Annotated in this window: 19 protein-coding genes; 8 read left to right on the top strand and 11 right to left on the bottom strand. The window is 60.2% G+C overall.

The features are described 5' to 3' along the window. Positions 1–170: 170 nt before the first annotated feature. Both K5K89_RS16590 and K5K89_RS16585 read right to left on the bottom strand, forming a co-directional pair. Positions 171–1,757, bottom strand: coding sequence for an ABC-F family ATPase (locus K5K89_RS16590; protein WP_083351449.1), 1,587 nt, complete (start codon positions 1,755–1,757; stop codon positions 171–173). A gap of 142 nt (positions 1,758–1,899) precedes the next feature. Next, positions 1,900–3,138 carry an MFS transporter gene (locus K5K89_RS16585; protein ID WP_092250282.1) on the bottom strand — a complete coding sequence of 413 codons (1,239 nt, stop codon included), beginning with the start codon at positions 3,136–3,138 and terminating at the stop codon, positions 1,900–1,902. Between the two features lie 154 nt (positions 3,139–3,292). Here K5K89_RS16585 and K5K89_RS16580 point away from each other — a divergent pair, with 154 nt between their 5' ends. Beyond that, a complete protein-coding gene (locus K5K89_RS16580; protein ID WP_071488434.1) occupies positions 3,293–4,105 on the top strand; it encodes a class I SAM-dependent methyltransferase in 813 nt (270 codons plus the stop codon). A gap of 31 nt (positions 4,106–4,136) precedes the next feature. Here the strand turns inward: K5K89_RS16580 and K5K89_RS16575 are convergent, their stop codons facing one another. Next, the gene (locus K5K89_RS16575) at positions 4,137–4,526 is read right to left on the bottom strand and encodes a TIGR03067 domain-containing protein (protein WP_071488433.1); all 390 of its coding nucleotides are present in this window, start codon (positions 4,524–4,526) and stop codon (positions 4,137–4,139) included. A 283-nt stretch (positions 4,527–4,809) separates the two neighbouring features. Between K5K89_RS16575 and K5K89_RS16570 the strand changes: the two genes are divergently transcribed. Further along, positions 4,810–6,153, top strand: a complete 1,344-nt coding sequence (locus K5K89_RS16570; RefSeq protein ID WP_222539823.1) for an LPS O-antigen chain length determinant protein WzzB — start codon at positions 4,810–4,812, stop codon at positions 6,151–6,153. 258 nt (positions 6,154–6,411) lie between these two features. Next, positions 6,412–7,311, top strand: coding sequence for a lipid A hydroxylase LpxO (lpxO, locus tag K5K89_RS16565; protein ID WP_071488431.1), 900 nt, complete (start codon positions 6,412–6,414; stop codon positions 7,309–7,311). Between the two features lie 16 nt (positions 7,312–7,327). Here lpxO and ligD read toward each other — a convergent pair whose 3' ends face one another. Beyond that, entirely contained in the window at positions 7,328–9,793 is a 2,466-nt protein-coding gene (gene ligD / locus K5K89_RS16560) for a DNA ligase D (RefSeq protein WP_222539822.1), read from the bottom strand. Between the two features lie 3 nt (positions 9,794–9,796). Next, a complete protein-coding gene (locus tag K5K89_RS16555; protein ID WP_222539821.1) occupies positions 9,797–10,630 on the bottom strand; it encodes a Ku protein in 834 nt (277 codons plus the stop codon). 185 nt (positions 10,631–10,815) lie between these two features. On the opposite strand from K5K89_RS16555, the gene K5K89_RS16550 reads away from it, so the two are divergent. Beyond that, positions 10,816–11,130 carry a hypothetical protein gene (locus tag K5K89_RS16550; RefSeq protein WP_071488428.1) on the top strand — a complete coding sequence of 105 codons (315 nt, stop codon included), beginning with the start codon at positions 10,816–10,818 and terminating at the stop codon, positions 11,128–11,130. A 12-nt stretch (positions 11,131–11,142) separates the two neighbouring features. Further along, the gene (locus tag K5K89_RS16545; protein WP_071488427.1) at positions 11,143–12,300 is read left to right on the top strand and encodes a PQQ-dependent sugar dehydrogenase; all 1,158 of its coding nucleotides are present in this window, start codon (positions 11,143–11,145) and stop codon (positions 12,298–12,300) included. Positions 12,301–12,371: 71 nt separating this feature from the next. On the opposite strand, the gene K5K89_RS16540 is transcribed toward K5K89_RS16545, so the two are convergent. Beyond that, positions 12,372–12,851: a DUF1348 family protein gene (locus K5K89_RS16540; RefSeq protein WP_071495778.1), complete on the bottom strand. Its 480-nt coding sequence runs from the start codon at positions 12,849–12,851 to the stop codon at positions 12,372–12,374. 52 nt (positions 12,852–12,903) lie between these two features. Next, a complete protein-coding gene (locus K5K89_RS16535; protein ID WP_093120943.1) occupies positions 12,904–13,467 on the bottom strand; it encodes a TetR/AcrR family transcriptional regulator in 564 nt (187 codons plus the stop codon). Positions 13,468–13,592: 125 nt separating this feature from the next. On the opposite strand from K5K89_RS16535, the gene pssA reads away from it, so the two are divergent. Both pssA and K5K89_RS16525 read left to right on the top strand, forming a co-directional pair. Continuing rightward, positions 13,593–14,936 (top strand): CDP-diacylglycerol--serine O-phosphatidyltransferase, encoded by a 1,344-nt coding sequence (gene pssA, locus K5K89_RS16530; protein WP_222539820.1) that lies wholly within the window; start codon positions 13,593–13,595, stop codon positions 14,934–14,936. Positions 14,937–15,248: 312 nt separating this feature from the next. Then, on the top strand, positions 15,249–18,257 hold the full coding sequence (locus K5K89_RS16525) for a hypothetical protein (protein ID WP_222539819.1): 3,009 nt from the start codon (positions 15,249–15,251) through the stop codon (positions 18,255–18,257). 51 nt (positions 18,258–18,308) lie between these two features. On the opposite strand, the gene efeO (K5K89_RS16520) is transcribed toward K5K89_RS16525, so the two are convergent. From efeO (K5K89_RS16520) to efeU, 4 genes are read right to left on the bottom strand one after another with little or no spacing between them, the layout of a single operon-like run. Continuing rightward, on the bottom strand, positions 18,309–19,127 hold the full coding sequence (gene efeO, locus K5K89_RS16520) for an iron uptake system protein EfeO (protein WP_222539818.1): 819 nt from the start codon (positions 19,125–19,127) through the stop codon (positions 18,309–18,311). 28 nt (positions 19,128–19,155) lie between these two features. Continuing rightward, the gene (gene efeB, locus K5K89_RS16515) at positions 19,156–20,460 is read right to left on the bottom strand and encodes an iron uptake transporter deferrochelatase/peroxidase subunit (RefSeq protein WP_071488458.1); all 1,305 of its coding nucleotides are present in this window, start codon (positions 20,458–20,460) and stop codon (positions 19,156–19,158) included. 14 nt (positions 20,461–20,474) lie between these two features. After that, positions 20,475–21,677 carry an iron uptake system protein EfeO gene (gene efeO / locus K5K89_RS16510; RefSeq protein WP_222539817.1) on the bottom strand — a complete coding sequence of 401 codons (1,203 nt, stop codon included), beginning with the start codon at positions 21,675–21,677 and terminating at the stop codon, positions 20,475–20,477. 10 nt (positions 21,678–21,687) lie between these two features. Further along, positions 21,688–22,533: an iron uptake transporter permease EfeU gene (gene efeU, locus K5K89_RS16505; protein WP_222539816.1), complete on the bottom strand. Its 846-nt coding sequence runs from the start codon at positions 22,531–22,533 to the stop codon at positions 21,688–21,690. 167 nt (positions 22,534–22,700) lie between these two features. Here efeU and K5K89_RS16500 point away from each other — a divergent pair, with 167 nt between their 5' ends. Then, entirely contained in the window at positions 22,701–23,717 is a 1,017-nt protein-coding gene (locus K5K89_RS16500) for an AraC family transcriptional regulator (protein WP_222539815.1), read from the top strand. The last annotated feature ends 23 nt before the right edge of the window (positions 23,718–23,740 follow it).

The raw sequence follows: 23,740 nt of genomic DNA, 5'->3' as shown, positions 1-23,740 counted from the left end.
CCCCGCGTTGGGGCGCGAAGCGGCCCTAAAAAACACCGCGCTCTGTCTGACAGAACTCGGTGTTTTCTATTGGGGCTGCTTCGCAGCCCAACGCGGGGCAAGCCCGCTCGCCACAACAGGCCCGCTCAATCACAACGGGCCCGCTTGGCACGGCTTTTTGGCGGAGTGCTTTAGAACACCACACCCTGGCTACGCAGGTAGTCGTCATAGCTGCCGCTGAAGTCGATCACGCCGGTGGCGCTCAACTCGATGATACGGGTGGCCAGGGACGAGACGAACTCACGGTCGTGGCTGACGAAGATCAGCGTGCCCGGGTAGTTCTCCAGCGCCAGGTTCAGCGCTTCGATGGATTCCATGTCCAAGTGGTTGGTCGGTTCGTCCATGATCAGTACGTTCGGCTTTTGCAGGATCAGCTTGCCGAACAGCATGCGGCCTTGCTCACCACCGGAAATCACCTTGACCGACTTCTGGATCTCGTCGTTGGAGAACAGCATACGGCCCAGGGTGCCACGGATCATTTGCTCGCCCTGGGTCCACTGGCCCATCCAGTCGAACAGGGTCACGTCGTCTTCGAAGTCATGCGCATGGTCCTGGGCGTAGTAGCCCAGTTCCGCAGCGTCGGTCCACTTGATGCTGCCGGCGTCCGGGGTCAGTTCGTTGACCAGGGTGCGCAGCAGGGTGGTCTTGCCGATACCGTTCGGGCCGATGATCGCCACGCGTTCGCCAGCTTCGACCTGGAAGCTGAAGTCCTTGAACAGCGGCTTGCCGTCGAAGCCCTTGGCCATTTTTTCGACCATGACTGCCTGGCGGTGCAGCTTCTTGTTCTGCTCGAAACGGATGAACGGGCTGACCCGGCTCGACGGTTTGACTTCGGCCAGCTGGATCTTGTCGATCGCCTTGGCACGGGAGGTGGCCTGTTTGGCTTTGGAGGCGTTGGCCGAGAAGCGGCTGACGAAGGATTGCAGTTCGGAGATCTGCGCCTTCTTCTTGGCGTTGTCCGACAGCAGTTGCTCGCGGGACTGGGTCGCCACGGTCATGTACTCGTCGTAGTTGCCCGGGAACAGGCGCAGCTCGCCGTAGTCCAGGTCAGCCATGTGGGTGCACACGCTGTTCAGGAAGTGACGGTCGTGAGAGATGATGATCATCAGGCTGGAGCGCTGGGTCAGGATGTTTTCCAGCCAGCGGATGGTGTTGATGTCCAGGTGGTTGGTCGGTTCGTCGAGCAACAGCACTTCAGGATCGGAGAACAGCGCCTGGGCCAGCAATACGCGCAGTTTCCAGCCAGGAGACACTTCGCTCATCGGACCGAAGTGCTGTTCCAGGGGAATGCCCAGGCCCAGCAGCAGCTCACCGGCGCGGGATTCGGCGGTGTAGCCGTCCATCTCGGCGAACTCGGTTTCCAGCTCGGCCACGGCCATGCCGTCTTCTTCGCTCATTTCCGGCAACGAGTAGATGCGGTCGCGCTCGGCCTTGACCTTCCACAGCTCTTCATGGCCCATGATCACGGTGTCGAGCACGGTGAATTCTTCGTAGGCGAACTGGTCCTGGCGCAGTTTACCCAGGCGTACGTTCGGTTCCAGCATGACCTGGCCGCCGGACGGGTCGAGGTCGCCGCCGAGGATTTTCATGAAGGTCGACTTGCCGCAACCGTTGGCACCGATCAAGCCATAACGGTTGCCAGCGCCGAACTTGACCGAGACATTCTCGAAGAGCGGCTTGGCGCCGAACTGCATGGTGATGTTAGCTGTGGAGATCAATTACTTTACCTATCAATGGGTTGCGAGCGTGTTGGCAAGAGCCTTCAGGCATGCGTCAACAGCGACATCAAGGCGCGAAACCCGGTCGCTGAGCAGAAAATGGGGGATGTGTGTTGGAATTTGGCGCGCATTGTCGCATATGTCAGGCGACAGTTGTATGTCCGGCGAAGGAAGGTTTCTCCAAGGTCTCCGGCATCGCCAGCCATAACAACGCCAAGGCCAGCGCCGCAACGCCGGCAAGCGTCAGGAAGGCAGCGTTGTAGCCGGCTTGCTGCACCACGAAACCCGCCAGGCTGCTGCTCAACGCCGCGCCCAGGCCAAACACGGTGGAGAGGGCGCCCAGGCTGACATTGAAGCGGCCGGTGCCTTGGGTCAGGTCCTTGACGATCACCGGGAACAGCGCGCCGAAGATCCCCGCGCCAATGCCGTCGAGCATTTGCACGGCCACCAGCCAGTAAGGATCATTGGACAAGGTGTAGAGCACGCCGCGCAGCGGCAGGATCATGAAGCCGATCATCAACAACGGTTTGCGCCCCCACAGGTCAGCCTTGAGCCCGACCAGCCAGGCCATCGGTACCATCACCAACTGCGCGGCGACGATGCATGCCGAAGTCAGCGGCGTGGCCATCTGCAGGTTGATCTGCGACAGTTTCTGGCTGACCAGCGGCAGCATGGCGGCGTTGGCCAAGTGAAACAGGGCGCAGCAAATGGCAAACAGCAGCAGCGGACGATTGGCCAGCAGCACTTTCATGCCGGATGGTTGTTCATGGTCGGTGTGATGTTCCGGGTCGAAGCCGCGGGCCACTTCATGGTCGATGGCCTCGGCGGACACACAGCTGATCGCAATGATGCTGGCGAGCGCCATGAACGCCATCAGGTAAAACACCACCACCGGACCAAACAAGTAGGCCAGGCCGCCGGCCAACAGGGCAGCCACGGCATTGCCGGCGTGGTTGAAGGTTTCGTTGCGTCCGGTGCGGCGGGTGAACGCGCGCGGTCCGGTGATTCCCAGGGAGATCGCGGAAATCGCCGGCGCGAACACCGAGGCAGCGACAGCGCTGGCGGCCTGGGTCAATGCCACCAGGCTGAACGAGCTGACAAAGGGCAGCATCAGGCAACTGACGGTCACTACAATGGCGGCCAGCGCAATCACCGCGCGCTTGCTGCGGGTGCGGTCGATCAACGCGCCCGCCGGGCCTTGGGTGATCAATGCCGCGATGCCTGCCAGGGTCATGACCACGCCGATGCTGGCCGGGTCCCATTTGTGCACGGCCAGCAGGTAAATGGCCAGGTAGGGTCCGAGGCCGTCGCGCACATCCGCGAGGAAGAAATTCAGGCTGTCGAGGGACAAGGTATTACGCAGGTCGGAATGGTTGGCCACGGCGAGCACTTCGCAAGCGGTGTTCAAGGACTGAACACGCATTGCGTTAGTGACCCGTTGGCCTTGCGTTAAGTTTCGTGCATTAGCTGGGTTTTATTCCGTGGGGACATGGCTTATTTTCTGAGCCCCTTTTTATGGATTACCTGGAGACGCAATGGACATGCCCTCAGCTCAACAGGCAATTGCCTGCAACAAAGACGCCTGGGATCAATCGGCCGGCCTGCACAAGACCACCGACACCTGGAACGCGTTGCTCAACAGCGTCGGCCAGGCGGACTTTTCCTGCCTGGACCCCACGATTACCGGCCTGCTGCAAGACGTTGGCGTGGCCGGCAAAGACGTGGTGCAACTGTGCTGCAACAATGGTCGCGAAAGCCTGTCGCTGTTTGGCCTGGGCGCGCGTTCGGTGGTCGGTGTGGATCAATCCCCGGCATTTCTCCAGCAGGCCCGGGAACTGGCGGATGTCTCGCCGCACAACCCTGAGTTCATCGAGAGTGACATCCATCATCTGCCGCCATCCTTGCACGAACGCTTCGATATTGCCCTGGTGACGATTGGGGTGTTGGGCTGGATGCCGGATGCAGCGCTGTTCATGCAGCATGTTGCGCGCACCCTCAAGCCGGGGGGCACGTTGGTGATGTATGAAACCCACCCGTTTCTGGAGGTGTTCGATCCCCGGGCGCAAAACCCATTCCTGCCGGCCAGTTCCTACTTTCAGCGCGAGCCGTTCGTGCTGCAGGAGTCGATTGTCTATGAAGGCCAGGGTGAAGTGGCCGGACCGACCTCCTATTGGTACGTGCATACCTTAGGCGACATAGTCAGTGCCGCGATCGGCGCGCAGTTGCAGATCGGCCACCTGCAGGAATATCCCCATTCCAATCGCGAAGAACTGTACGACCAGTACGAGCACCAGCCTGCACAGCTGCCGATGTGCTTTACCTTGACCGCCACCAGGCGTCTTGAGTGAGGGGGCTTTTCCAAAAGCAAAAACGCGCTGGTCAGGCGCGACGCACGAAAGTACGCATGGTTTGACCTGGGCCGGTATTGAATATGATTGGCCTGGGCATGCCTTCATCTGCAGCGATAAAAACGAATTCATCCCCTTCCAGGCGATAGCTTGCGGGCAATCGCTTGCCGGCATCTTCGCCGATGGAATCGATCCAAGTGATGCTTTTAGGAAGTGTGCGGCTGTCGAGGAAAAACTGGCCAGCCAGTAGCACTTCACCATTGACCGTAAGCACTTCAAATTGGTCACCGCTGATGGTGGTCAGTGCACCGGGTGCGCTATGGGCATCGTCAACGGGGTTTGGCACGCCGTTGTCTTCAAGGGCGATTTGCTCCCAGACGCCTTGGAGCAGTTGGTAATCCGGATCGCGAGTAATCGGCATAGAGAGTCCTTTCGGGTTTATTTCGGTTTTAAGGCAATTATTCAACTGAAGTTGTCTATTCTTATGACAAGCATATTTCCAGTCGTTGATGTCTGTAGGAATATTTACGCAACGCGCGGCGAACATAGTTTAATGGGTTGGGATTTTTCATTACCTTGAGTTGTCAGATTGCTCCGAAGACTTTTACATCGGTGTCGCAGGGCGTTGCCCCTGGCCCTTCAACGGGCTTTCCAAACATTTGCGGTGATGGCCGTTTAATGTCATTTTTTTAGGTGAGCTAATTTTGAATCGAAACGTCCCGCTTCATGTGACTCCTTCATCAGATGAAATTGACCTGTACGACCTCTTTCATTCGATCTGGCGGCAAAAAAGACTGGTCCTTGGGTGTGCGATCATTGCGGGGGTTTTGGGGGGCGGTTACGCGCTTCTGGCGCCCCGGACTTATGAGGTCAGCAGTGTATTGCGTCCTGCCGCGCTCAATGAGCTGGACGCGTTGAACCGTTCCGAGGTTTATAAGCTACCGCCCGCCGATGCGCTGTCAAAGGTGGGGTCGCAATTGGACTCTTACGAAACACGGCTGGAATTTTTCAAGTCGCACCAGCAATTGTTCAAGGCATTTCAGAAACCAGGCCAAAGCCTGGAGCAGTCTTTCGAAGACTTCAATCGCAACGCGGTCAACCTCATTCTGCCTGACCCCAAAAAGGCTGACTCGTTGAGCAGTTACATCCGCCTGGAGTTGCAGTACCCCGCCGATGTCGATGGTGTGGCGATTCTCAACGGGTTTGTCGATTACGCTATTGGCGCCGAGCGCGAGCAAGTGGGCGCGGACCTCAAGGTGATCGTCAATAACCGCTTGAACGAGCTCAAGGGCAAGATTGATGCCGCTCGCGCCAATTATGAGAACGAGAAAGAGTCGAAGATCGCCTCACTGCTGGAAAGCGACCGGCTCAAGCGTGCCCAGTTGCAAGATGAGCTCAGTGCGCTGCGTCTGCAGATGAAGATGGAGCGCAGTGATCGGCTGGCAGAACTGACCGAGGCCATCGCCATTGCCAAGTCCTTGGGAATCAAAACCCCGACGACGCCGTCGGCAATGGCGGATGCATCACGCGGTGGGAGCGGGCAGGTCATGCGTACTGAAGTCAACAACCAGAAAATCCCGCTGTATTTCATGGGCTCCAATGCGCTTGAAGCGGAGCGCGACGCACTCCAGCGACGCACCAGCGACGATTTCACCAACGCCCGCGTCGCCGAGATCGGCAAAGAATTGCAAATGTTGGAGGTGAACCGAAAGGTCGAGGTACTGCGCAGGCGCGACAATGAGGACATTTTCCTGCAGGATGTCGAGCCGCTGCGTGCCGAAGTCGCGCGGTTGCGCAACTTGAACATCGATATGAGCAACCTCAAACTGGTGACCATTGATCGTCGCGCCCAGGAGCCGCTGGCGCCGATAAAGCCGAAGAAAGCGCTGGTGGTTGCCTTGAGCCTGACTGCAGGGCTGGTGCTGGGGCTGGTCATCGCGTTGATCCGCTACGTTGTGCAGAATCGTGGACAATCGGCACCTTACTCGCCGCTGGAAGAGGGGCGTTTTTCCCGCCGAGAGCGCAAGGACGATGAACCTTTGCTGTAACAGCATCGCGCACAACGGCGGTCTATGCCCCGTGGTTGTGCGCCTTCGCAACATCCGTCAGAAGACAGCTTTTCACAATTCTTAGTTAACTTTTAGTTACAACCTGTGGCTAAATAACTGCAAAGGGCCACGCGCCGGGTGGTCACTCAGCCGGTCGTGCCGATTGTGTGAATTGTGATTTCAGGTGCTGCTATCCATCCTCGTCCGTTGTGGGCACGCAGGAGCAGCCTGTTCTCTTCTGACTTGTGACGAAATCCCTTGAAACTCATCATTGTTATTCTCTACGTTGCCTCGATTGCGTATGTACACCTGCGTGGGCGGGTGCGGCATAAGCTGGGGCGCCAACTCAGTGATCATTCGACCTTCCTGGCGCCGATCAACTGCTTTCTCTACCTCTTTTCCAAGCTGCCCAGCCGACCTTACCTGTCGCCCAGCGATTTCCCGGACCTGAGCCCGCTCCAGGAGCATTGGCAGGAGATTCGCGAGGAAGGCCAGAACCTGCTGCGCGCCGGCGAAATCAAGCGCTCGGAACAGTACAACGACGTAGGTTTCAATTCGTTCTTCAAGTCCGGCTGGAAGCGCTTCTATCTGAAATGGTATGGCGACAGCCACCCGTCGGCGATGAAGCTGTGCCCGCGTACCACCGAGCTGGTGCAGGGCATCGGTTCGATCAAGGCCGCGATGTTCGCCGAACTGCCGCCGGGCTCCAGGCTGGTGCGCCATCGCGACCCGTATGCCGGCTCGTATCGCTATCACTTGGGCCTGGACACGCCGAATGACCCGGGCTGCTACATCAACGTGGACGGTGAGAACTACTACTGGCGTGACGGCGAGCCGGTGATGTTCGACGAGACCTACATCCACTACGCGGAAAACACCACGCAGCAGAACCGCATCATTCTGTTCTGCGATATCGAGCGCCCGATGAAATATCGCTGGGCCGCTGCGTTCAATCGCTGGTTCAGCCGCAATGTGATGGCAGCTGCGGGCTCGCCCAACGATGCGGGTGACAAGACGGGCGGGCTCAACCGCGCCTTCACCCGGCTGTACAAGATTCGCTTGCGCGGCAAAGAACTGAAAAAGCGCAACCGTACGCGTTATTACCTGGAAAAATGGGCGATCTTTGCAGGGTTGGCCGCCATTTTCCTGCTGATCTGAAGGCTTCGGGCGCCATTCACTCCGGTGAATGGGCGCCCAGTTTGTCCCACATCTTTTTGCTGATCTTCTGTCGATTGGCATAGCCGTCCCAGGGATCGCTCTTCAAGCCGTCCAAGCGCTGCTGCAGATTGGCGACGGTCCATTGTTGGGCCCCGCGCAATCCCTTCAATTCCTCGCGACTGACCGGTACCGACACCGGCAAGCCTGGCCGCGCTCTTACAGAATAAGCGGCCACGGTACTGGCGCCCCTTGCGTTGCGCAGGTAGTCGATGAAGATCTTGCCCACCCGGTTTTTTGGCCCTGACGTCGCGGTGAAGCGTTCAGGCAGTTGCTCGGTCATGAATTGGGCAATCGCTTTGGCGAATGCCTTGACGGTGTCCCAGTTGTCCCGGCGCGCCAGCGGCACGACCAGGTGCAGGCCTTTGCCGCCACTGGTTTTGACGAAGGCTTGCAAGCCCAATTCGTCCAGGACCGAAAGGGTGAGTTGCGCTGCTTCCTGCATGCTTTTCCACGGCAGCGCGGGGTCGGGGTCGAGGTCGAGTACAAACAGGTCCGGGGTTTCGATCTTGTCGACAGTGGCGCCCCAGGTATGAAACTCCACGGTGCCCATTTGCACCGCCCCGAGCAACGCCTCGGCACTGTCGACTTCCATCAGGCGCGCATGGCCGGGATCGAGTGCCTGTTCCAACTGCTTGATGTTGGGAATGGCCAGGCGCTCCGAATGTTTCTGGAAGAACTGCTCGCCCTCGATGCCTTCGGGTGCCCTCAGCAGTGACACGGGACGGTGACGCAGAAAAGGCAGGATCCACTCGCTGATGCTGTTGTAGAACTGCGCCAATTGCTCCTTCTGCATGCCGCTCTGCTTATCGATCACGCGGTCCGGGTGGGTAATCTTCACGGTGCCGGTGGTTTTTTTCGCAGATTTCATGGATTTGACCGTGCGCGGTTGCTCATGAATGACCTGTGCGGCCGGTTTGTCGGTGCGCATCGCGACAAACGCCGCCTGGCGGATCACCCCCTCACGGGTCCATTCGGCAAACTGCACTTCGCCGACCAGTGTCGGTTCCACCCAGTGCACGTTACGGGCCTGGGCGCTGGTCAGGGCTTTTTCAAGGGGCGATGACTTACGCTCCAATGGCCTGAGTTGCGCATGGATCGCCTTCAGTGACGCTTGATCAAACCCGGTGCCTACGCGTCCGGCGTACACCAATCCCGAGGTGTCATTCACTGCCAGCAGCAGTGCACCGAAACCGCTGCGCGAACCCTGTGGCCGGGTGTAGCCGACGATCACGAATTCCTGGCGCAGGCGGCATTTGAGCTTGACCCAATCGGTGTTGCGACTGGACACGTACGGGCTGCCCAGGCGCTTGCCGATGACGCCCTCGAGGGCCAGGTCACAGGCGCTTTCAAAGATGTCCCGATGATGGGCAGTAAAGGCTTCGGAGAAGCGTAATAGCTTGCTTCTGCTGCCGGACAACGCAGTCTTCAGCGCTGCACGGCGATCTTCGACGGGGGCCTGGCGCTGATCCTGGCCATCCAGGAACGGCGCATCGAACAGGTAGTAGACAATGTCCAGGCTGCGCCCGATATCAAAGGCGTTTTGCAGCGCCTGGAAGTCCGGCAGGCCATCGCCGTTGAGGCTGACCACCTCGCCGTCGAGCCAACTGTCCTTGAGTTTGAGGGCGTACAAGGCCTTGGCCTGGCGCGGCAGGCGGTCGGTCCAGTCGTGGCCGTTGCGCGTGAACAGCCGCACCTCGCCGTCGCGGATGCGCGCGAGCATGCGGTAACCGTCGAACTTGATTTCGTACTGCCAATCGCCCTCGGGGGCGCGATCCACCAGGGTGGCCAATTGCGGAGTGAAGTGTTCGGGGAGGGCGACGCTGGTTTTCCGGGCTTTTGCGCGAGATTTGGGCTTACCCAGCGAGGCGTCACTGAGCACGCTGTCAGGCTGGGCCTGGACAATATCGTAGTCTTGGGCGGGTCGTGCCTGCGCGTCTTTTTCCTTGATCAGCAGCCATTGTTCCTTATCGCCGCTGCCTTTCAGGCGCGTGCGGACCAGTGCCCAATCGCCGGACAACTTTTCGCCGACCAGGGTGAACTTGAGCTTGCCGGCGGCGTAAGCCTTGCGGGGATCGTCATGGGGTTGCCACACACCGCGGTCCCACACGATGACGTCACCTGCGCCGTATTGGCCCGCCGGGATACTGCCTTCGAAACTGCCGTAGCTGAGAGGGTGATCTTCGACATGCACGGCCAGGCGCTTCTGCGTCGGGTCCAGGCTCGGGCCTTTGGGCACTGCCCAACTGAGCAGTACGCCATCCAGTTCCAGGCGGAAGTCATAGTGCAGGTTGCGCGCGTCATGTTTCTGGATCACGAACGACAGCGCCGAAGCGTTGCGTGTTCCTGCGGGCGCACTGCCCGCCGGTTCGCCGGTGACGCCGAAGTCGCGCTTGCGGTTGTATTCGCTGAGGGGCTTTGGCATGGCTTATGACGCCTTGGTGGCTTTCTTCGCGGCGGGCTTCTTGGCGGGTTTGCCGGCCAGGCTGCGCTTGAGTAACTCCGTCAGGTCGATCACATCGGCGGACTTACGCTCTTCACTGTCTTGGCTGGTTTCCACATCCTCGATCTTGCCGGCCTTGGCCTTCTTGGCCACCAGCGCCATGATCTTTTCCTGGAAGCTGTCGCGATATTCATCGGGCTGCCAGTCGGCGCTCATGTCGTCGACCAGACGCTTGGCCATGTCCAGTTCACCCTTGGCCAGGCTGGGTTTGGTCACGTCGCTGCCCAGTTCCAGTGCGTCCAGGCTGCGCACTTCGGCGGGCCAGCGCAGCATCACCAATACCAGCGCCGACTCCAGCGGCATGAGTGCCGCCAGGTGCTGCTTGGTGTGCAGGACCACGTTGGCCAGCGCGACTTTTTTGGTCTTCCTCAGCGTTTCCCGAAGCAGCGCGTAGACCTTGCCACCGCGCTTGTCCGGTGCCAGGAAGTAGGGCGTGTCGATGTTCTGCAACGGGATCTGGTCACTGGCGACAAACGCGATGATCTCGATGGTCTGGGTCGACTTGGGGTGGGCCGAGCGGATTTCCTCTTCGCTGAGCACCACGTAGCGGCCTTTCTCGAAGGCCACACCCTTGACGATGTTGTCTTTGGTGACTTCCTTGCCAGTGGTCTTGTTGATGCGCTTGTAGCCCACCGGGTCCATGCTGCGCTTGTCCAGCCAGTCGAAGTCAACGCCCTGCGATGACGTGGCCGAGACCAGCGACACGGGGATGTGCACCAGGCCAAAGCTGATGGCACCTTTCCAGATAGCTCGTGGCATCGGTGCGACTCCTTGAGTAGAGGGGGTGTTCTGGTGACTCGGTGCTGATGTGAAAAGTTTCCCCTGGCAGATGCGCGGACAGATCGTGTTACACCTGATGAGAAACTATTTACTGTCGAAAGCCGAACCCAAGGCGTAGCGTGTTATCGAAAGCACGTACTCCTCACTCCCGAGAGGCTTTGTCAATGAACACTTGTATGCGACACGTTGCAGCGCTGCTGTTGGGTCTGGCCCTGATCCCCGTGGCCCAGGCACAAAACCTGCCCGGCAGCAACAACGCCAACAACGGCCCGATCCACCGGGCCAACCCCAACAGCATGCAGGGCACCCAGCCCAACGCGCCGGCGGTTCGCGGGATTCAGACCGGGCCGACCACGCGCACGCCGACCCTGGAAAACGGCGGCATTGGCAACAGCTATCCCAAGCGCGACGCTGCGCCCAGCCGCCCGGCCACCGAAACCAAAGCCCCCACTTATGATGCCAACGGCAATCGCCGGTAAGGATTCCGTCTTATGTTTCTACGCAAAACCCTGCTAGCCGCGCTGTGCGCAACCTCTCTACTGCCGTTGACGGCCAGTTTCGCAGCCGATGCCCAGCAGTTCCCCAGCGAGCAAGGCAGCATCACCGTCACACCGATCGCCAAAGGCCTGGACCATCCCTGGGCCGTGGCTTTTCTGCCGGACAAGCAAGGTTTCCTGGTCACCGAACGGCCTGGCCACCTGCGTTTTGTCAGCCCTGACGGGAAATTGTCCGCACCACTGACGGGCGTGCCTGAAGTGTGGGCCAAAGGGCAGGGCGGCTTGCTGGACGTGGTGCTGTCGCCGGACTTCAAGCAGGACCGCATGGTCTACCTTTCCTACGCCGAAGGGGGCGGCAAGGGCGGAACAGCCGGTACTGCGGTAGGGCGTGGACGTCTGGCGGCTGACCTCAGTGGCCTGACCGACTTCAAAGTGATCCTGCGCCAGGAGCCGAAGCTGTCCACCGGCAATCACTTCGGTTCACGCCTGGCCTTCGACCGCGACGGTTATTTGTTTGTGACCCTGGGCGAAAACAACGACCGCCCGACCGCCCAGGACCTCGACAAACTGCAGGGCAAGGTGGTGCGCATCTACCCCGACGGCCGCGTGCCGGATGACAACCCCTTCGTCGGCCAGCCAGGCGTGCGCCCGGAGATCTGGTCCTACGGCCAGCGCAACCCCCAGGGCCTGGCGCTGAATCCCTGGAGTGGGACGATCTGGGAAAATGAACATGGGCCACGCGGGGGGGACGAGATCAATATCATCGAGCGTGGCAAGAATTACGGCTGGCCGTTGGCGACCCACGGCATCAACTACTCTCTGGCACCGATTCCCGAAGCCAAAGGCAAGACCGCAGAAGGCACCGTGCCGCCCCATCATGTCTGGGAAAAATCACCGGGTATCAGCGGCATGGCATTCTACGATGCAGACCGCTTCAAGCCTTGGCAGCACAATGTGTTCATCGGCGCGCTGGCCAGCCAGGAACTGATCCGCTTGCAGTTCGACGGTGACAAGGTGATTCACGAGGAGCGTTTGCTGGGCGGTTTGAAAGCGCGGATTCGGGATGTGAGGCAGGGGCCGGATGGCTTTTTGTATGTGTTGACGGATGAGGATGATGGCGTGCTATACCGAGTCGGCCTCAATCAGGACTGAAGCCGACAACAACCTGTAGGAGCCCGGCTTGGCGGCGATGGCGATTTCAGCCACGCCATCGCCGCCACGGTTTACAGGCCCAGGTCAGACAGCCCCGGGTGATCATCCGGGCGCCGTCCCAGCGGCCAGTGGAACTTGCGCTCGCTTTCCTTGATCGGCATGTCGTTGATGCAGGCAAAACGATTGGCCATCAGGCCGTTCTCGTCGAACTCCCAGTTCTCGTTGCCATAGGAACGGAACCAGTTGCCCGAATCGTCGTGCCACTCATAGGCATAACGCACGGCGATGCGGTTATCGGTAAACGCCCACAGCTCCTTGATCAGCCGATAGTCCAGCTCCTTGGCCCATTTACGGGTCAGGAAACCCTTGGCTTCTTCGCGGTTATGGGCGAACTCGGCGCGGTTGCGCCACTGCGTGTCGAGGGTGTAGGCCAGGGATACTCGGTGGGGGTCGCGGGAGTTCCAGCCGTCTTCGGCCAAACGCACTTTTTCGATGGCCGATGCGCGGGTAAACGGCGGCAGGGGCGGACGTGTTTCTGCAGTCGATGACATGGGGCAGTTCCTCAAACAATAAGGGTGTGTTGAAAGTTGCGCCGTCGTGCGATCAAAGTCCCAACAAGGTTTGCGCCATGCATTGCGCATTATCGGCAGCTGTTGAATCGCCCATCACCAGGGCAACGGTAATGGCGCCATCGATCAGGATCAGCAGGTGCGCGGCCTGCCGTTCAGGGTCGGGGGTGCCATGTGCTTGACACAGTTCGAGCAGGTACTCGAACAGTTTCTGTTTGTGGGCCTTGGCCAATTGGCGTACCGGGTCCTGCGGGTCGCCGGTTTCGCCGCTGGTGTTGATGAAGGCGCAGCCGCGGAAATCGGCGGAGCCAAACCAGGTTTTAAGTGCATCGAACACCGCCAGCAGGCGTTGGCCGGTGCCTTCGCTACATTCCACCTCTGTGCGCAGCCACTGCATCCAGCGCTCGTCACGACGCTGCAGGGCGGCAATCACCAAATCGTCTTTATTGGCGAAGTAGCGGTAAATGCTTTTTCGCGAGACACCCGCGGTTTTCACCAGGAAGTCCATGCCGGTGGCGGCGATGCCATGGCGATAGATCAACTTTTCGGTGACGTCGAGGATGATGTCGCGGGTTTCATTACTGGTCATATCGTTCATGTTTCTAACAGTAGAACGATCATTCTTCTTGGTCAATTAAAATTTTTCCATGCGCCACAGCAAGACCTGGGCCCACCCATGGTGTAAGCTCGGGGCCTCTTCGGATTCGACCCATTGCGAGCCTTATGCCGTCGTTCTTCAAACGCTCCCTGTTGCCCAAACTGCGCGGTTTCCCCCTGACTCCTGATGCGATTGACGTGCTGTCCGGCGCTGCTGCCTATCGCCGCTGCCTGCTGGAGAAGATCTCCCAGGCCACCCGGCGTATCTACATCGTCGCGCTGTATTTGCAGCAGGACGAGGCAGGGCAGGAGATCTACGACGCCCTGCACGCCGCCAAGGCGGCGCGTCCGGAGTTGGATGTCGTGGTGGTGGTCGATTGGTTGCGCGCCCAGCGTGGCTTGATCGGCGCCGGCAAGCAGCCGGGCAACAGTGCCTGGTACCAGGCCATGACCCAGAGCCACAGCAGTGAAGTGCCGATGTATGGCGTGCCGGTGCAAACCCGCGAGTTGTTCGGCGTGCTGCACCTCAAAGGCTTTGTGATCGACGACACGGTGCTGTACAGCGGCGCCAGCCTGAACAACGTGTACCTGCACAAGTTCGACAAGTACCGCTACGATCGCTACCACCTGATCCACAACAAGCCGCTGGCCGATTCGATGCAGCATCTGGTGGAGCATGGTCTTGTGGCGTCCAAGGCGGTGCATCGCCTGGACCTGCCCAACCCGCCCACCACCCGCAGCCTGCGCAACGACATCGGCGACCTGCGCAGCCGTCTCAAGCATGCGACATACGACACCACAGCCGGGCAATTGCCCAACGGCCATCTGTCGGTCAGCCCGCTGTTGGGCGTGGGCAAGAACAATCCGTTGAGCCGAGTGATCCTGGAGCTGATCGCCAGTGCCCAGCATCAACTGACCATCTGCACGCCATACTTCAACCTGCCGCTGCCAGTGACCCGCGAAATCAACCGCGCCCTGGCGCGTGGCGTGAAGATCGACATCATCGTCGGCGACAAGACCGCCAACGACTTCTACATCCCGCCCAGCGAGCCGTTCAAGGTGATCGCCGCGCTGCCGTACCTGTATGAGATCAGTCTGCGCCGTTTCGCCAAGCGCCATCAGCGCGACATCGACCACGGCCAGTTGAACCTGCACCTTTGGCACCACGACGACAACACTTACCACCTCAAGGGCATGTGGGTCGACCAGCGCTACACCTTGCTCACCGGCAACAACCTCAATCCGCGCGCGTTCCGCCTCGACCTGGAAAACGCCTTGCTGATCGATGATCCCAAGAGCGAGTGGCTGGAGCCGAGGCGTACCGAGTTGGCGCAGATTTTCCAGCACACCACGCGAATCGAGCGTTACCAGGACTTGCAGGCGTTGCCGGACTACCCGGAGGCGGTCGGCAAGTTCCTGCGCCGGGTCAGCCGGGTACGAATCGAGCGGTTGTTGTATCGGATTCTCTAGAGTCTCTGCCCGATTTCATCGCTGGTTTTAGGCGTCGGCTTATAGAACGGCTGTCTTTTCCCCTCTTACAGTGCCTTCCAACCGTTCAAGGAGGCACGGCTTTTCCCTCAATGGATTTGCCACAAAGAGGATAGCAACATGCCATCTATTCTTGCCCAAAGCGGTTCGGTCATCTGCGCGCCGGCCACTCCGGCGCCTGACCTGGCGCCCATGTCCCAACCTTCAATTTCCCTGGTTCCATCCAACCCCTGCGAAACTGTCCCTGAACGCCCCGGTACGCCCGCAATTGTGGCGCCCACCTGGACACTACCCATGTCGCCCAGTGCCGCCGGCACCGCCGGAGACTCCACCTTGGCTGAGCGTCTGGCACAGGCCCTCGACCGCGGCCAGAATAGTGTGGCAATCCCTAATGACAGCAGTCTCGGTGCGGCCTTGGCCCTCTACCGCCAGTTGCTTGATCAACCGTCTTCTCAGTCCTGGCTCTCGCTTAAAGGCTTGGCAATGGACACCCTGACACTGCGCAAGGATCGCGTAGAGGGTTTCACCGCCGCGGGGGGCATACGCACTCCCGTAGCGTTCAGCAGTACTGACGACAGTGGCTGGGGGAAGGCGAGCCGGCATCTACGGGCCATGCGCAATGTGCTTGACCCTGACGATAAGGGCTTGCCTTACGTCAGTCTTGATGAGCCTCGTATGCCCCTGCACGTCGTGCTGAATGCCTACGGCCTGGATCCCGGTGAATCCATTGAACAGAAGCGGGCACTCAAAGACCAGGTGGCGGCGAATGGCTTGACGGTACCCCCTCGGTTTTTGGCCGCGCTCGACGATGTGCGCGGCGTGATCAGTGACCTGGATGAGCGCGCCTTCCTGGCGAATTTGCTTGAAGAGCAGGTGCAGCAACTGGCGGATAGCCGTGCTACCGATTGGTCAACACTGAAGATCCAGCCCTCGCCAGCCTCTGCCAAGGGTATTGGGCCCCATTCCAGCTACGATGTTGCCCAATTGCTTGAGCATAAGGGGTTGGGCGTACCTCGTACGGCTGCGGCGACCCGCAATGTCATTCGGTGGTTGCGCACAGTCCTGCCACCGGCCCCGCCCTTGGGTGATTATTCTGGGTTGGTCCCGCTACAACCGGGCGATCCGGACTACAAGCCGCTGGCTACGCTCGCGATGTACACCCCGGCAACACTGAGTGCCGATCCCGACGCTCACCTTGGGAGGTTGAGCCAGGGCCCGGACGCTGTAGCGTTTGGCAACATCCTTGCTGCGGTGCTGCAAGGGCCTGCCGGTTCGGTAGGCGGTTACGCGCTTTACAGCCCCAGCAATGCGGGACGCACCCTGGGTGAAGTCCGCCAGGCTCTGGAACAGTATTTGTGTGACAACAAGGCAATGGACCCAAGCGTTGCATTCCTGGTGGCCCATGTGGCGCTGGCGAGGAAAGCCCCCGAGTTTCTGGTCCGGGACTTACCCGAGGGCATCAAGATCGGCACATCGGCCTGGACGGAATTGCGGCTTGGCTGCGCGATGGCTGAACGCATGTTGCCAGGCACCTCCCGGATGATGGATGAGCAGCAGGTCTGCGCATTGACGAGCCTGGAGCCTACGTCCGATGGTCAACGCACCCTCATGCAGGAGCAAGCCCTTGGCATATTGCTTGACTGGGGAGTGCTCAATGGTGTCATACCGGACAAGCCTCAAGGCCGGCATACTCAGGAGGATCTCAAGAAAACGTCGAGTGTGTTCTCGCGGCAACGGACACTGTCGGCTCGTTCGTTCAACCGTTTGAGCACCGCCTTGCCGTCGCGCAGGCAGATGGCGACCCAAGAGTTGCTCAAGGCCATGCCTCAGACCAGCCTCAGCCAATTGGAGGCGATGAAGGTTCATCTCCCCGACTCCGACGAACGCCGCAACCTGAGGCGCTCCGAACCGCGTACGCGCTCGCTGATCGAGGCTTACATGAGCGGCGATCTGACCAAGGACAGATGGGTCTTGACCACCGATATGTCCAACGCTGGCAAACGTTCGAATACCCCCTATAGGCATATTGATGAGTCCTCTACGAATTCGGCAACGGCTCGACAAAAGCTCAACGAAATCATCGAGCGGCTTCCCGCTTTGGACCCCTTGCTGGAAAGCGCCGTCACCCGTCACCACAACGATCAAAAGATGGGCTTTGTCACCAAGCTCAAACTGATGTTCGCGGGGTTGCCGTTGGTTGATCGCCAGCGCATCGAACTGGGCAGTGTGGAACTGTTCACGTTGCGCAAGGCCACTGGCAAACAGCAGGTGTGGGAGTCGGACCTGGACCGAGCGGCGGTGACCGCGCGGCAGGGGATATTGATGCGTGTCGTTCACGACAATACTGTCACCTATTACGAGGTGCTCTACAGCGCAAACATCATCAAGCACGACAGCCTTGAAGTAACGAATGCCCTGGATAAGGTGGCCTCAGACAGAAGCTACCTGGAAAAGTACAAATTGCTTGCAGACAAATACATCCGTCGCGGTCATGACGTCGGCCTGGATTTCAATGCGTATGCCAGCGGTGCACCGGCACGCGAAGGCGTCAGTTCTTCCGATGTCATTCTCGATAAAGTCGGTGTTACCAAGGGGCCGCGCCCACTCCCCGAAAACGTGACCAGGGAATCTTTTGTTCCTGATACCTATCAGTCAGACCGTATCGAGGACATTGCCGTTGAAATCACCGAGCGCAATTTCTACGAAAGTGCCGAGGACATGCTTGCACGGGCAAAGGGCCAGTTACCCGTGGAAAAAAGCCGCGAGGCCCATGCGCGGGATGTCAGCCTGCTGCTATCGCTGGTTCCCTTCGTCGGTGCCTATCAGGACTTTCGCGATGGTGATTTTGGCAAAGGCCTGCAAAGTTTGGCGTTGGACGGTGCAGGTTTGATGATCGGTGCGGGAGGCCAGGCACGGTCGCTGATCCGTTCGCTCAAGACCCTGGCAAAAAACACCAGTCGGCCGTCCATCGGCAGATTCAGCGCTCGCGTCACGCCGAGCACCCCAAAGGTTGCCTGGTCCTGGAATGAACCCAAGGTGCGCTTCAGCGACGCCGCGTTTGATTTTTCCAAGCAGACAGCACTGTTCTTTAACGCGGTCTTCAATCCGGTGGACGGTTATCCGCGCCTGATCAGTGCCGCGTCCAAAGGCCTGTCCAAGTTGTCCAGCCTGGGCGCTGTCAGTGCGGGCTTGAGCAAGGCAATGCCTCACCTGATGACGGTAGACGAAAAAATGCGCTGTTATTTTCTGGTCGGTACGGGCCTGGTAGACCCTACCAAACCGCCCGGATCGCAAGCTGCTTGAGCATAGCGACCGCTGCGCCGCTGATGGCTGAGCGGTCGCCGGGCCCCTGGGTCAGTTCAAACCCAACTTGCCGCGCAACGTGGACAGGTCTTCCGCCAGGGTATTGACCGGGCCCACCAAGGCCTTGCGGTCGGTTTCCTTGACCTTGTCATAGGTCTCGAAACCGCCGTCCTTGGTTTTGTACTTGGCGAGGATCTTGTCCACGCTGGCGAAGTTCTTGTCGACCTTGGCCAGGAAGGCCTTGTCTTGCTTCTCGATCTGGCCACGGAACAGGTCGACGATTTTCTTCGCTCCGTCGATGTTGCCCTGGAAGTCATACAGGTCGGTGTGGCTGTAGCGGTCTTCTTCGCCGGAGATCTTGGTGGCGGCGACTTCTTCCAGCAACGCTGCGGCGCCGCCTACGACTTTCTCGGGTGGGAAGGTCAGGCCGTCGACGCGGGTCTTGAGGTCGTTGACGTCGGTGTTGAGCTTGGCGGTCAGCGCTTCCAGGCCCTTGGTGGTGTTCTGCGAGAACAGCGCGTATTCGATGCGGTGGAAGCCGGTGAAATCTTCGGCGGTCACGCCTTTTTCGTGGTCGTCGACGCGGGAGTCGATGGACGCATCGAGGTCGCTGAACAGCTCGGCGATCGGCTCGATGGACTCATAGTGCACGCGGGTCGGCGCATAGAGCTTCTTGGCGGTGGCCAGGTCGCCCTGGTTGATGGCAGCGGTGAACGCTTGGGTCTGGGTGACCAGCTCGCCGATTTCCTCGGTGACGTAGATCTTGTAGTCCGACACCGGCCCTACCAGGTCCAGCGGCGCGGTGGCGGCGAACGCTTCCAGCGGCGAAAGGGTCAATAACAACGACAACGCAATAGTCGACTTTTTCATGGGACGGTATCCGCTCTGAGTGTGTTTTTCAGGTATTGGCAGTGGTTTGAGGGTGCGTTGCAGCGAGCAGCGCGCGCCCGAGGAAATCCTGGGCCCCGGTGACGCCTGGCAAGGTGAAGAAGTACCCGCCGCCGACCGGCTTGAGGTATTCCTCCAGAGGTTCGCCGTTGAGCCGGGTTTGCACGCTGATGAAGCCTTTCTCCAGGTCAGCCTGGTAGCAGATGAACAACAGCCCCATGTCCAGCTGACCGTTCTTGTTGACGCCGTTGGAGTAGTTGAACGGCCGACGCAGGATCAGGTTGGCCTGGGTCTGCGGCGTGCGCGGGTTGGCCAGGCGGATGTGTGCGTCGAGCTTGGTCAGTTTGCCTTCCGGGTCCTTGCTGTAGTCGGGCACCTGGGTTTCGTTGTGGCCATCCATCGGCGCGCCGGTGGGCTTTACCCGGCCGATGATGCTTTCCTGCTCCTGCAGTGGGGTGCGGTCCCAGCGCTCGACGAAGTTGCGGATGATGCGCACGGCCTGATAGCTGCCATTGGCCGCCCAGGCCGGTTCGTCGCTGCCCGGTTGTACCCACACAATCCGGTTCATCGCCTTGTCGTCGTTGGAGTTCGGGTTGGCCGAACCGTCACGGAAACCGAGGAAGTTACGCGCACTCTGCGCAGGCTCGCCGGGCTTGGCAGGCGCCTGGGGCGGTACGCTGCCTTCCTGTTTCCAGCGCACCAGCAGCAGGTCGGGCAGATTTTTCACGATGTCGCGCAGGGCGTGGATATTGGTGTCGGGGGTGTTGGAGCTGAACTGCAGGCTCAGGTCGCCATGGCACTGCGCCGGCTCCAGCGCATCGTTGGGGAAGCCGACCATGCGAGTCAGGCGCTTGGGTTTGGCTTTGGCGAGCCCGAAGCGCTCATCGAACAATGACTCGCCGACAGAAACGGTGATGGTCAGGTTATCCGGCGTGACTACCGGGCCGAGGATGCCGGAGTCGGTGGGCGGTAGTTTCGGATCGACTTGCGGCACGGTGCCGCCGGTCATCAGGAAGGCGATGCGTTCGCTCAGGGTACGGAACAGGCGTTCCAGGTCGTCACGGTCGCTGGCCAGTACGTCGAACGCCACAATCATGCCGCAGGCCGGGCGTGGGGTGACGATACCGCTCTGGTGTTTGCCGAAGAAATCGTGGTGGTCCTGGGTCTTGTCACTGCGCGGCGCGGTGGTGACTTGCTCCGCCGCAGCGGCCATGGCCGGGCAAGTCAGGGCGCTGCCGGCAATCGCGGCACCGGTGGCGGCCATGCCCAGCAAGACACGGCGACGCTGAAGGTTGGTGTGTTCTGAATCACTCATGTGTGCGGTCGTCTTCACTGCAGGCCGGAAAGGCCAAGGGCGGGGTCGATTCCATCGAGTGCAACGGCCAGAGCCTTGGCCTTGTCGGCGATCTGCTTGCGCTGATCGGCGGTCACGCTGTCGTAGCGGCGGTACTGGCCGTCGACTTTCAAACCATTGAGCTCGCTGTCGAAGGCCGTCAGGGCGCTGTCGACTTTGGGCAGCAGGTCGGCGGCGGATTTGGTCAGCAGCGGACGCATCAGCTCGACAACCTTGTGGGCGGCTTCCAGGTTGGCGGCGAAACCCTCCAGGTCGACATGGCTGTAGCGTTCTTCTTCACCGCTGATGGCGCGTACATCGGCCAGGCTGTTGAGGTTGCGTACCACAATGCCGACCAATTGCTCCGGCGGCAGGGATTGCGCCAGCAATTGTTGCTTGAGGGCGCTGACGTCGGTCAGCAGGCGCTGGGCAATCGGGGCCAGGCCGTCGAGGCTGCGTAGTTGGAACAGGCCGTATTCCAGGCGGTGGAAGCCGCTGAAGGCCGGGTCCTGTTCGCGTTTTTCAAAATAGTCGGCACGAGCGTTGATCGCGTTGTCCAGTTGCGCGAGGCGTTGCGATGCCGGAGCCAGGCGCTGGTAAGCCTCCCGAGCCGGTAGGTAGAGTGCTTGGGCCTGGGCCAGGTCGCCGCGGTCGATGGCCTGTTGCAACACGGTTACCGCCTTGACCAGTGCGCTGCCTTGGCCGCTCAAGTACACGCGGAATTCCGACAATGGGCCAATGAACGCCACCATCGACGGTTTGGCCTTGGCCTGGGCGTCGGACTCGGCGGTCGGTGTTACGTGCAAGGTGCCACGCGGATTGCTCAGCAGGCCACAGGTGATCGCGTAGTCACCGGGCAACAGGTTGGCGTTGATCACCTGGCTCAGGCCGGGAGCGATGTTTTCCCGTTCTTCGACCACCAGCACGCCGTCGAGGATTTCCCATTCCACCGCACGATCGGAGCGGTTGATGATGCGGAAGCTCGCGCGGCCGGCGGGGACCGTCAACTCATTCGGCTCGCAGGCGTGACCGTGAATGGTCACGGCGATTTCATTGTGGTTGGCCTGGCGTTTGCTGGCTGCCAGTTGCGAGGCGTAATAGAACAGGCCGCCGGCGGCGATCAGCACGACCACCGAGCCCGCCACGGCCCAGCGCAGGGCGCGGGGTGGCGAAGCCGGTTGAGGGGTTGGGTTGGACAAGAGACGGTCCTTACTGGCTGGAAACGGAGGAGGGTGTAACGGCCGGCTTGGGTGGCGCGGCGGGCAGGAAGAACATCACCAGGGCCACCACCAGGTAAATCAGGTAGGCGCCGAGGGTGCTGACGGTGGGCGCTTCCTGATAGCCGAACATGCCAGCGAGGACCGAGCCCAGTGGGCTGTCCATCGGCAGGGCGGCGCTGAAGTCGAAGAGCACGGTTTGCAGGCGGTTCCACACGCCTGCTTCGTGCAGGGCCTGTACCGAATTGGCGAGGATGCCGGCTGCCACCACCAGGATGAACAGGCCGGTCCAGCGGAAAAACGCACCGAGGTTCAGGCGCATGCTGCCGGTGTAGATCAGGAAACCGACGATGATCGCCAGGATCAGGCCGAGCAGGGCGCCAATCGGTGCGCCGGGGCCTTCACTCTGCTGGAACACCGCCAGCAGGAAGAACACGGTTTCCAGACCCTCACGGGCCACGGCGAAAAACACCATCAGGATCAGCGCAGTGACCTGGTGTTTGGAACCGGCCAACGCGTGATCGAGGGATTCATGCAGGGAATGCTTGATGGAACGCGCCACTTTACGCATCCAGAACACCATGGAACTGAGGATGCCCACGGCGACCAGGCCGACGATGCCTTCGAACAGTTCCTGTTGCTTTTGCGGAAACTCGGCGCTGACCAATTCCAGGCCGCCGCCGACCAGCAGGGCCAGCGCAGCGGCGAGAAACACGCCGATCCACACCGCAGGCATCCACTGGCCACGGCCGGTCTGTTGCAGGTAACTGGCGATAATGCCGACGATCAATGCGGCTTCAATGCCTTCGCGCAGCATGATGAGGAAAGGAACGAGCATTCGGCACCGCGTCACAACTAGATAGGAGGCTAAGTTGTAACATAATGATACTCATTGCTAAACAACAATTCTTGACGTTTGCTGAACATGGGCTGAACGGTGGTGGCGAATCGCAACCCACCTTATGATGCACGTCATTATTTGCGCCGCCGGATGCCCGTTTCCCCATGTCGGAAAAAGACACCATCTCCCTCCACCTCGTGCGTGAAGCCTTGCTGCAAAGCTGCGCGCCCGGTGCGGCCAGTGCCGAAGTGCTGCATAAAGCCGGGATTGAGCCGGCACTGCTGGCCGAGCCCAACGCGCGGGTCTCTGCCACCACCTACGCACGCCTGTGGCGCCTACTGGCGCGGCGCCTGGATGATGAGTTCTTCGGCATGGACCCGCGCAAGCTCAAGTCCGGCAGCCTGGCGTTCCTCTGCCGCGCCGCGATGGCGCAATCTACCGTCGCCACCGGGCTGGAAACCGGACTGGGGTTTCTGTCGCTGATGCTGGAGCGCCTGCCTGCCGAGTTGGTGCGTCAACAAAGCCTGGCGGAGATCGTATTGCTGGAGCCCGAGTCCGAACCCAATCGGGCCTTCACTTACTTTACCTATTGGATGATCGTGCACGGTGTGGCCTGTTGGCTGGCCGGGCGGCGGATCCCGATTCTGGCGATTGAGCTGCGTTGCTCAAAACCGGATTTCTGTGATGACTACCAGGTGATGTTCTCCGACAACCTGCGTTTCGACCGACCGCGCACGCGCATGATCTTCTCCGCCGACTGCCTGGACCTGCCGATCAAGCGCAGCTCAGAGGAACTCAAGCGTTTCCTCGCCCACGCGCCTGCCAACATCCTGGTCAAATACCGCGACCCCGCCAGCCTCGCCACCCGTATCAAGCATGATTTGCGCCAGATGCCCCCCGACACCTGGCCGGAAACCGAAGGCCTCGCCGCCAGCCTGTGCATTTCCGCCTCGACCCTGCGCCGGCGCCTGGCGGAAGAAGGGCAGACCTATCAGGGGCTCAAGGACAGTGTGCGCAAGGAGTTGGCGATTGTGTGGTTGGCGGAGCCGCAGATCAGTTTTGCCGAGATTGCCGCACGGCTCGGATTTGCTGATACCAGCTCATTCTACAAAGCCTTTCGCAAGTGGGCCGGTTCCAACCCGGGGCACTATCGCAGTCTGATTTTGGATGGCGCTGGCTGAGGGCTGAGTACCACAAAGCACTG

Source organism: Pseudomonas sp. DR208 (assembly GCF_019823005.1).
GTDB classification, from domain to species: domain Bacteria; phylum Pseudomonadota; class Gammaproteobacteria; order Pseudomonadales; family Pseudomonadaceae; genus Aquipseudomonas; species Aquipseudomonas extremorientalis.
This window is presented reverse-complemented; position numbering and strand designations above follow the sequence as displayed.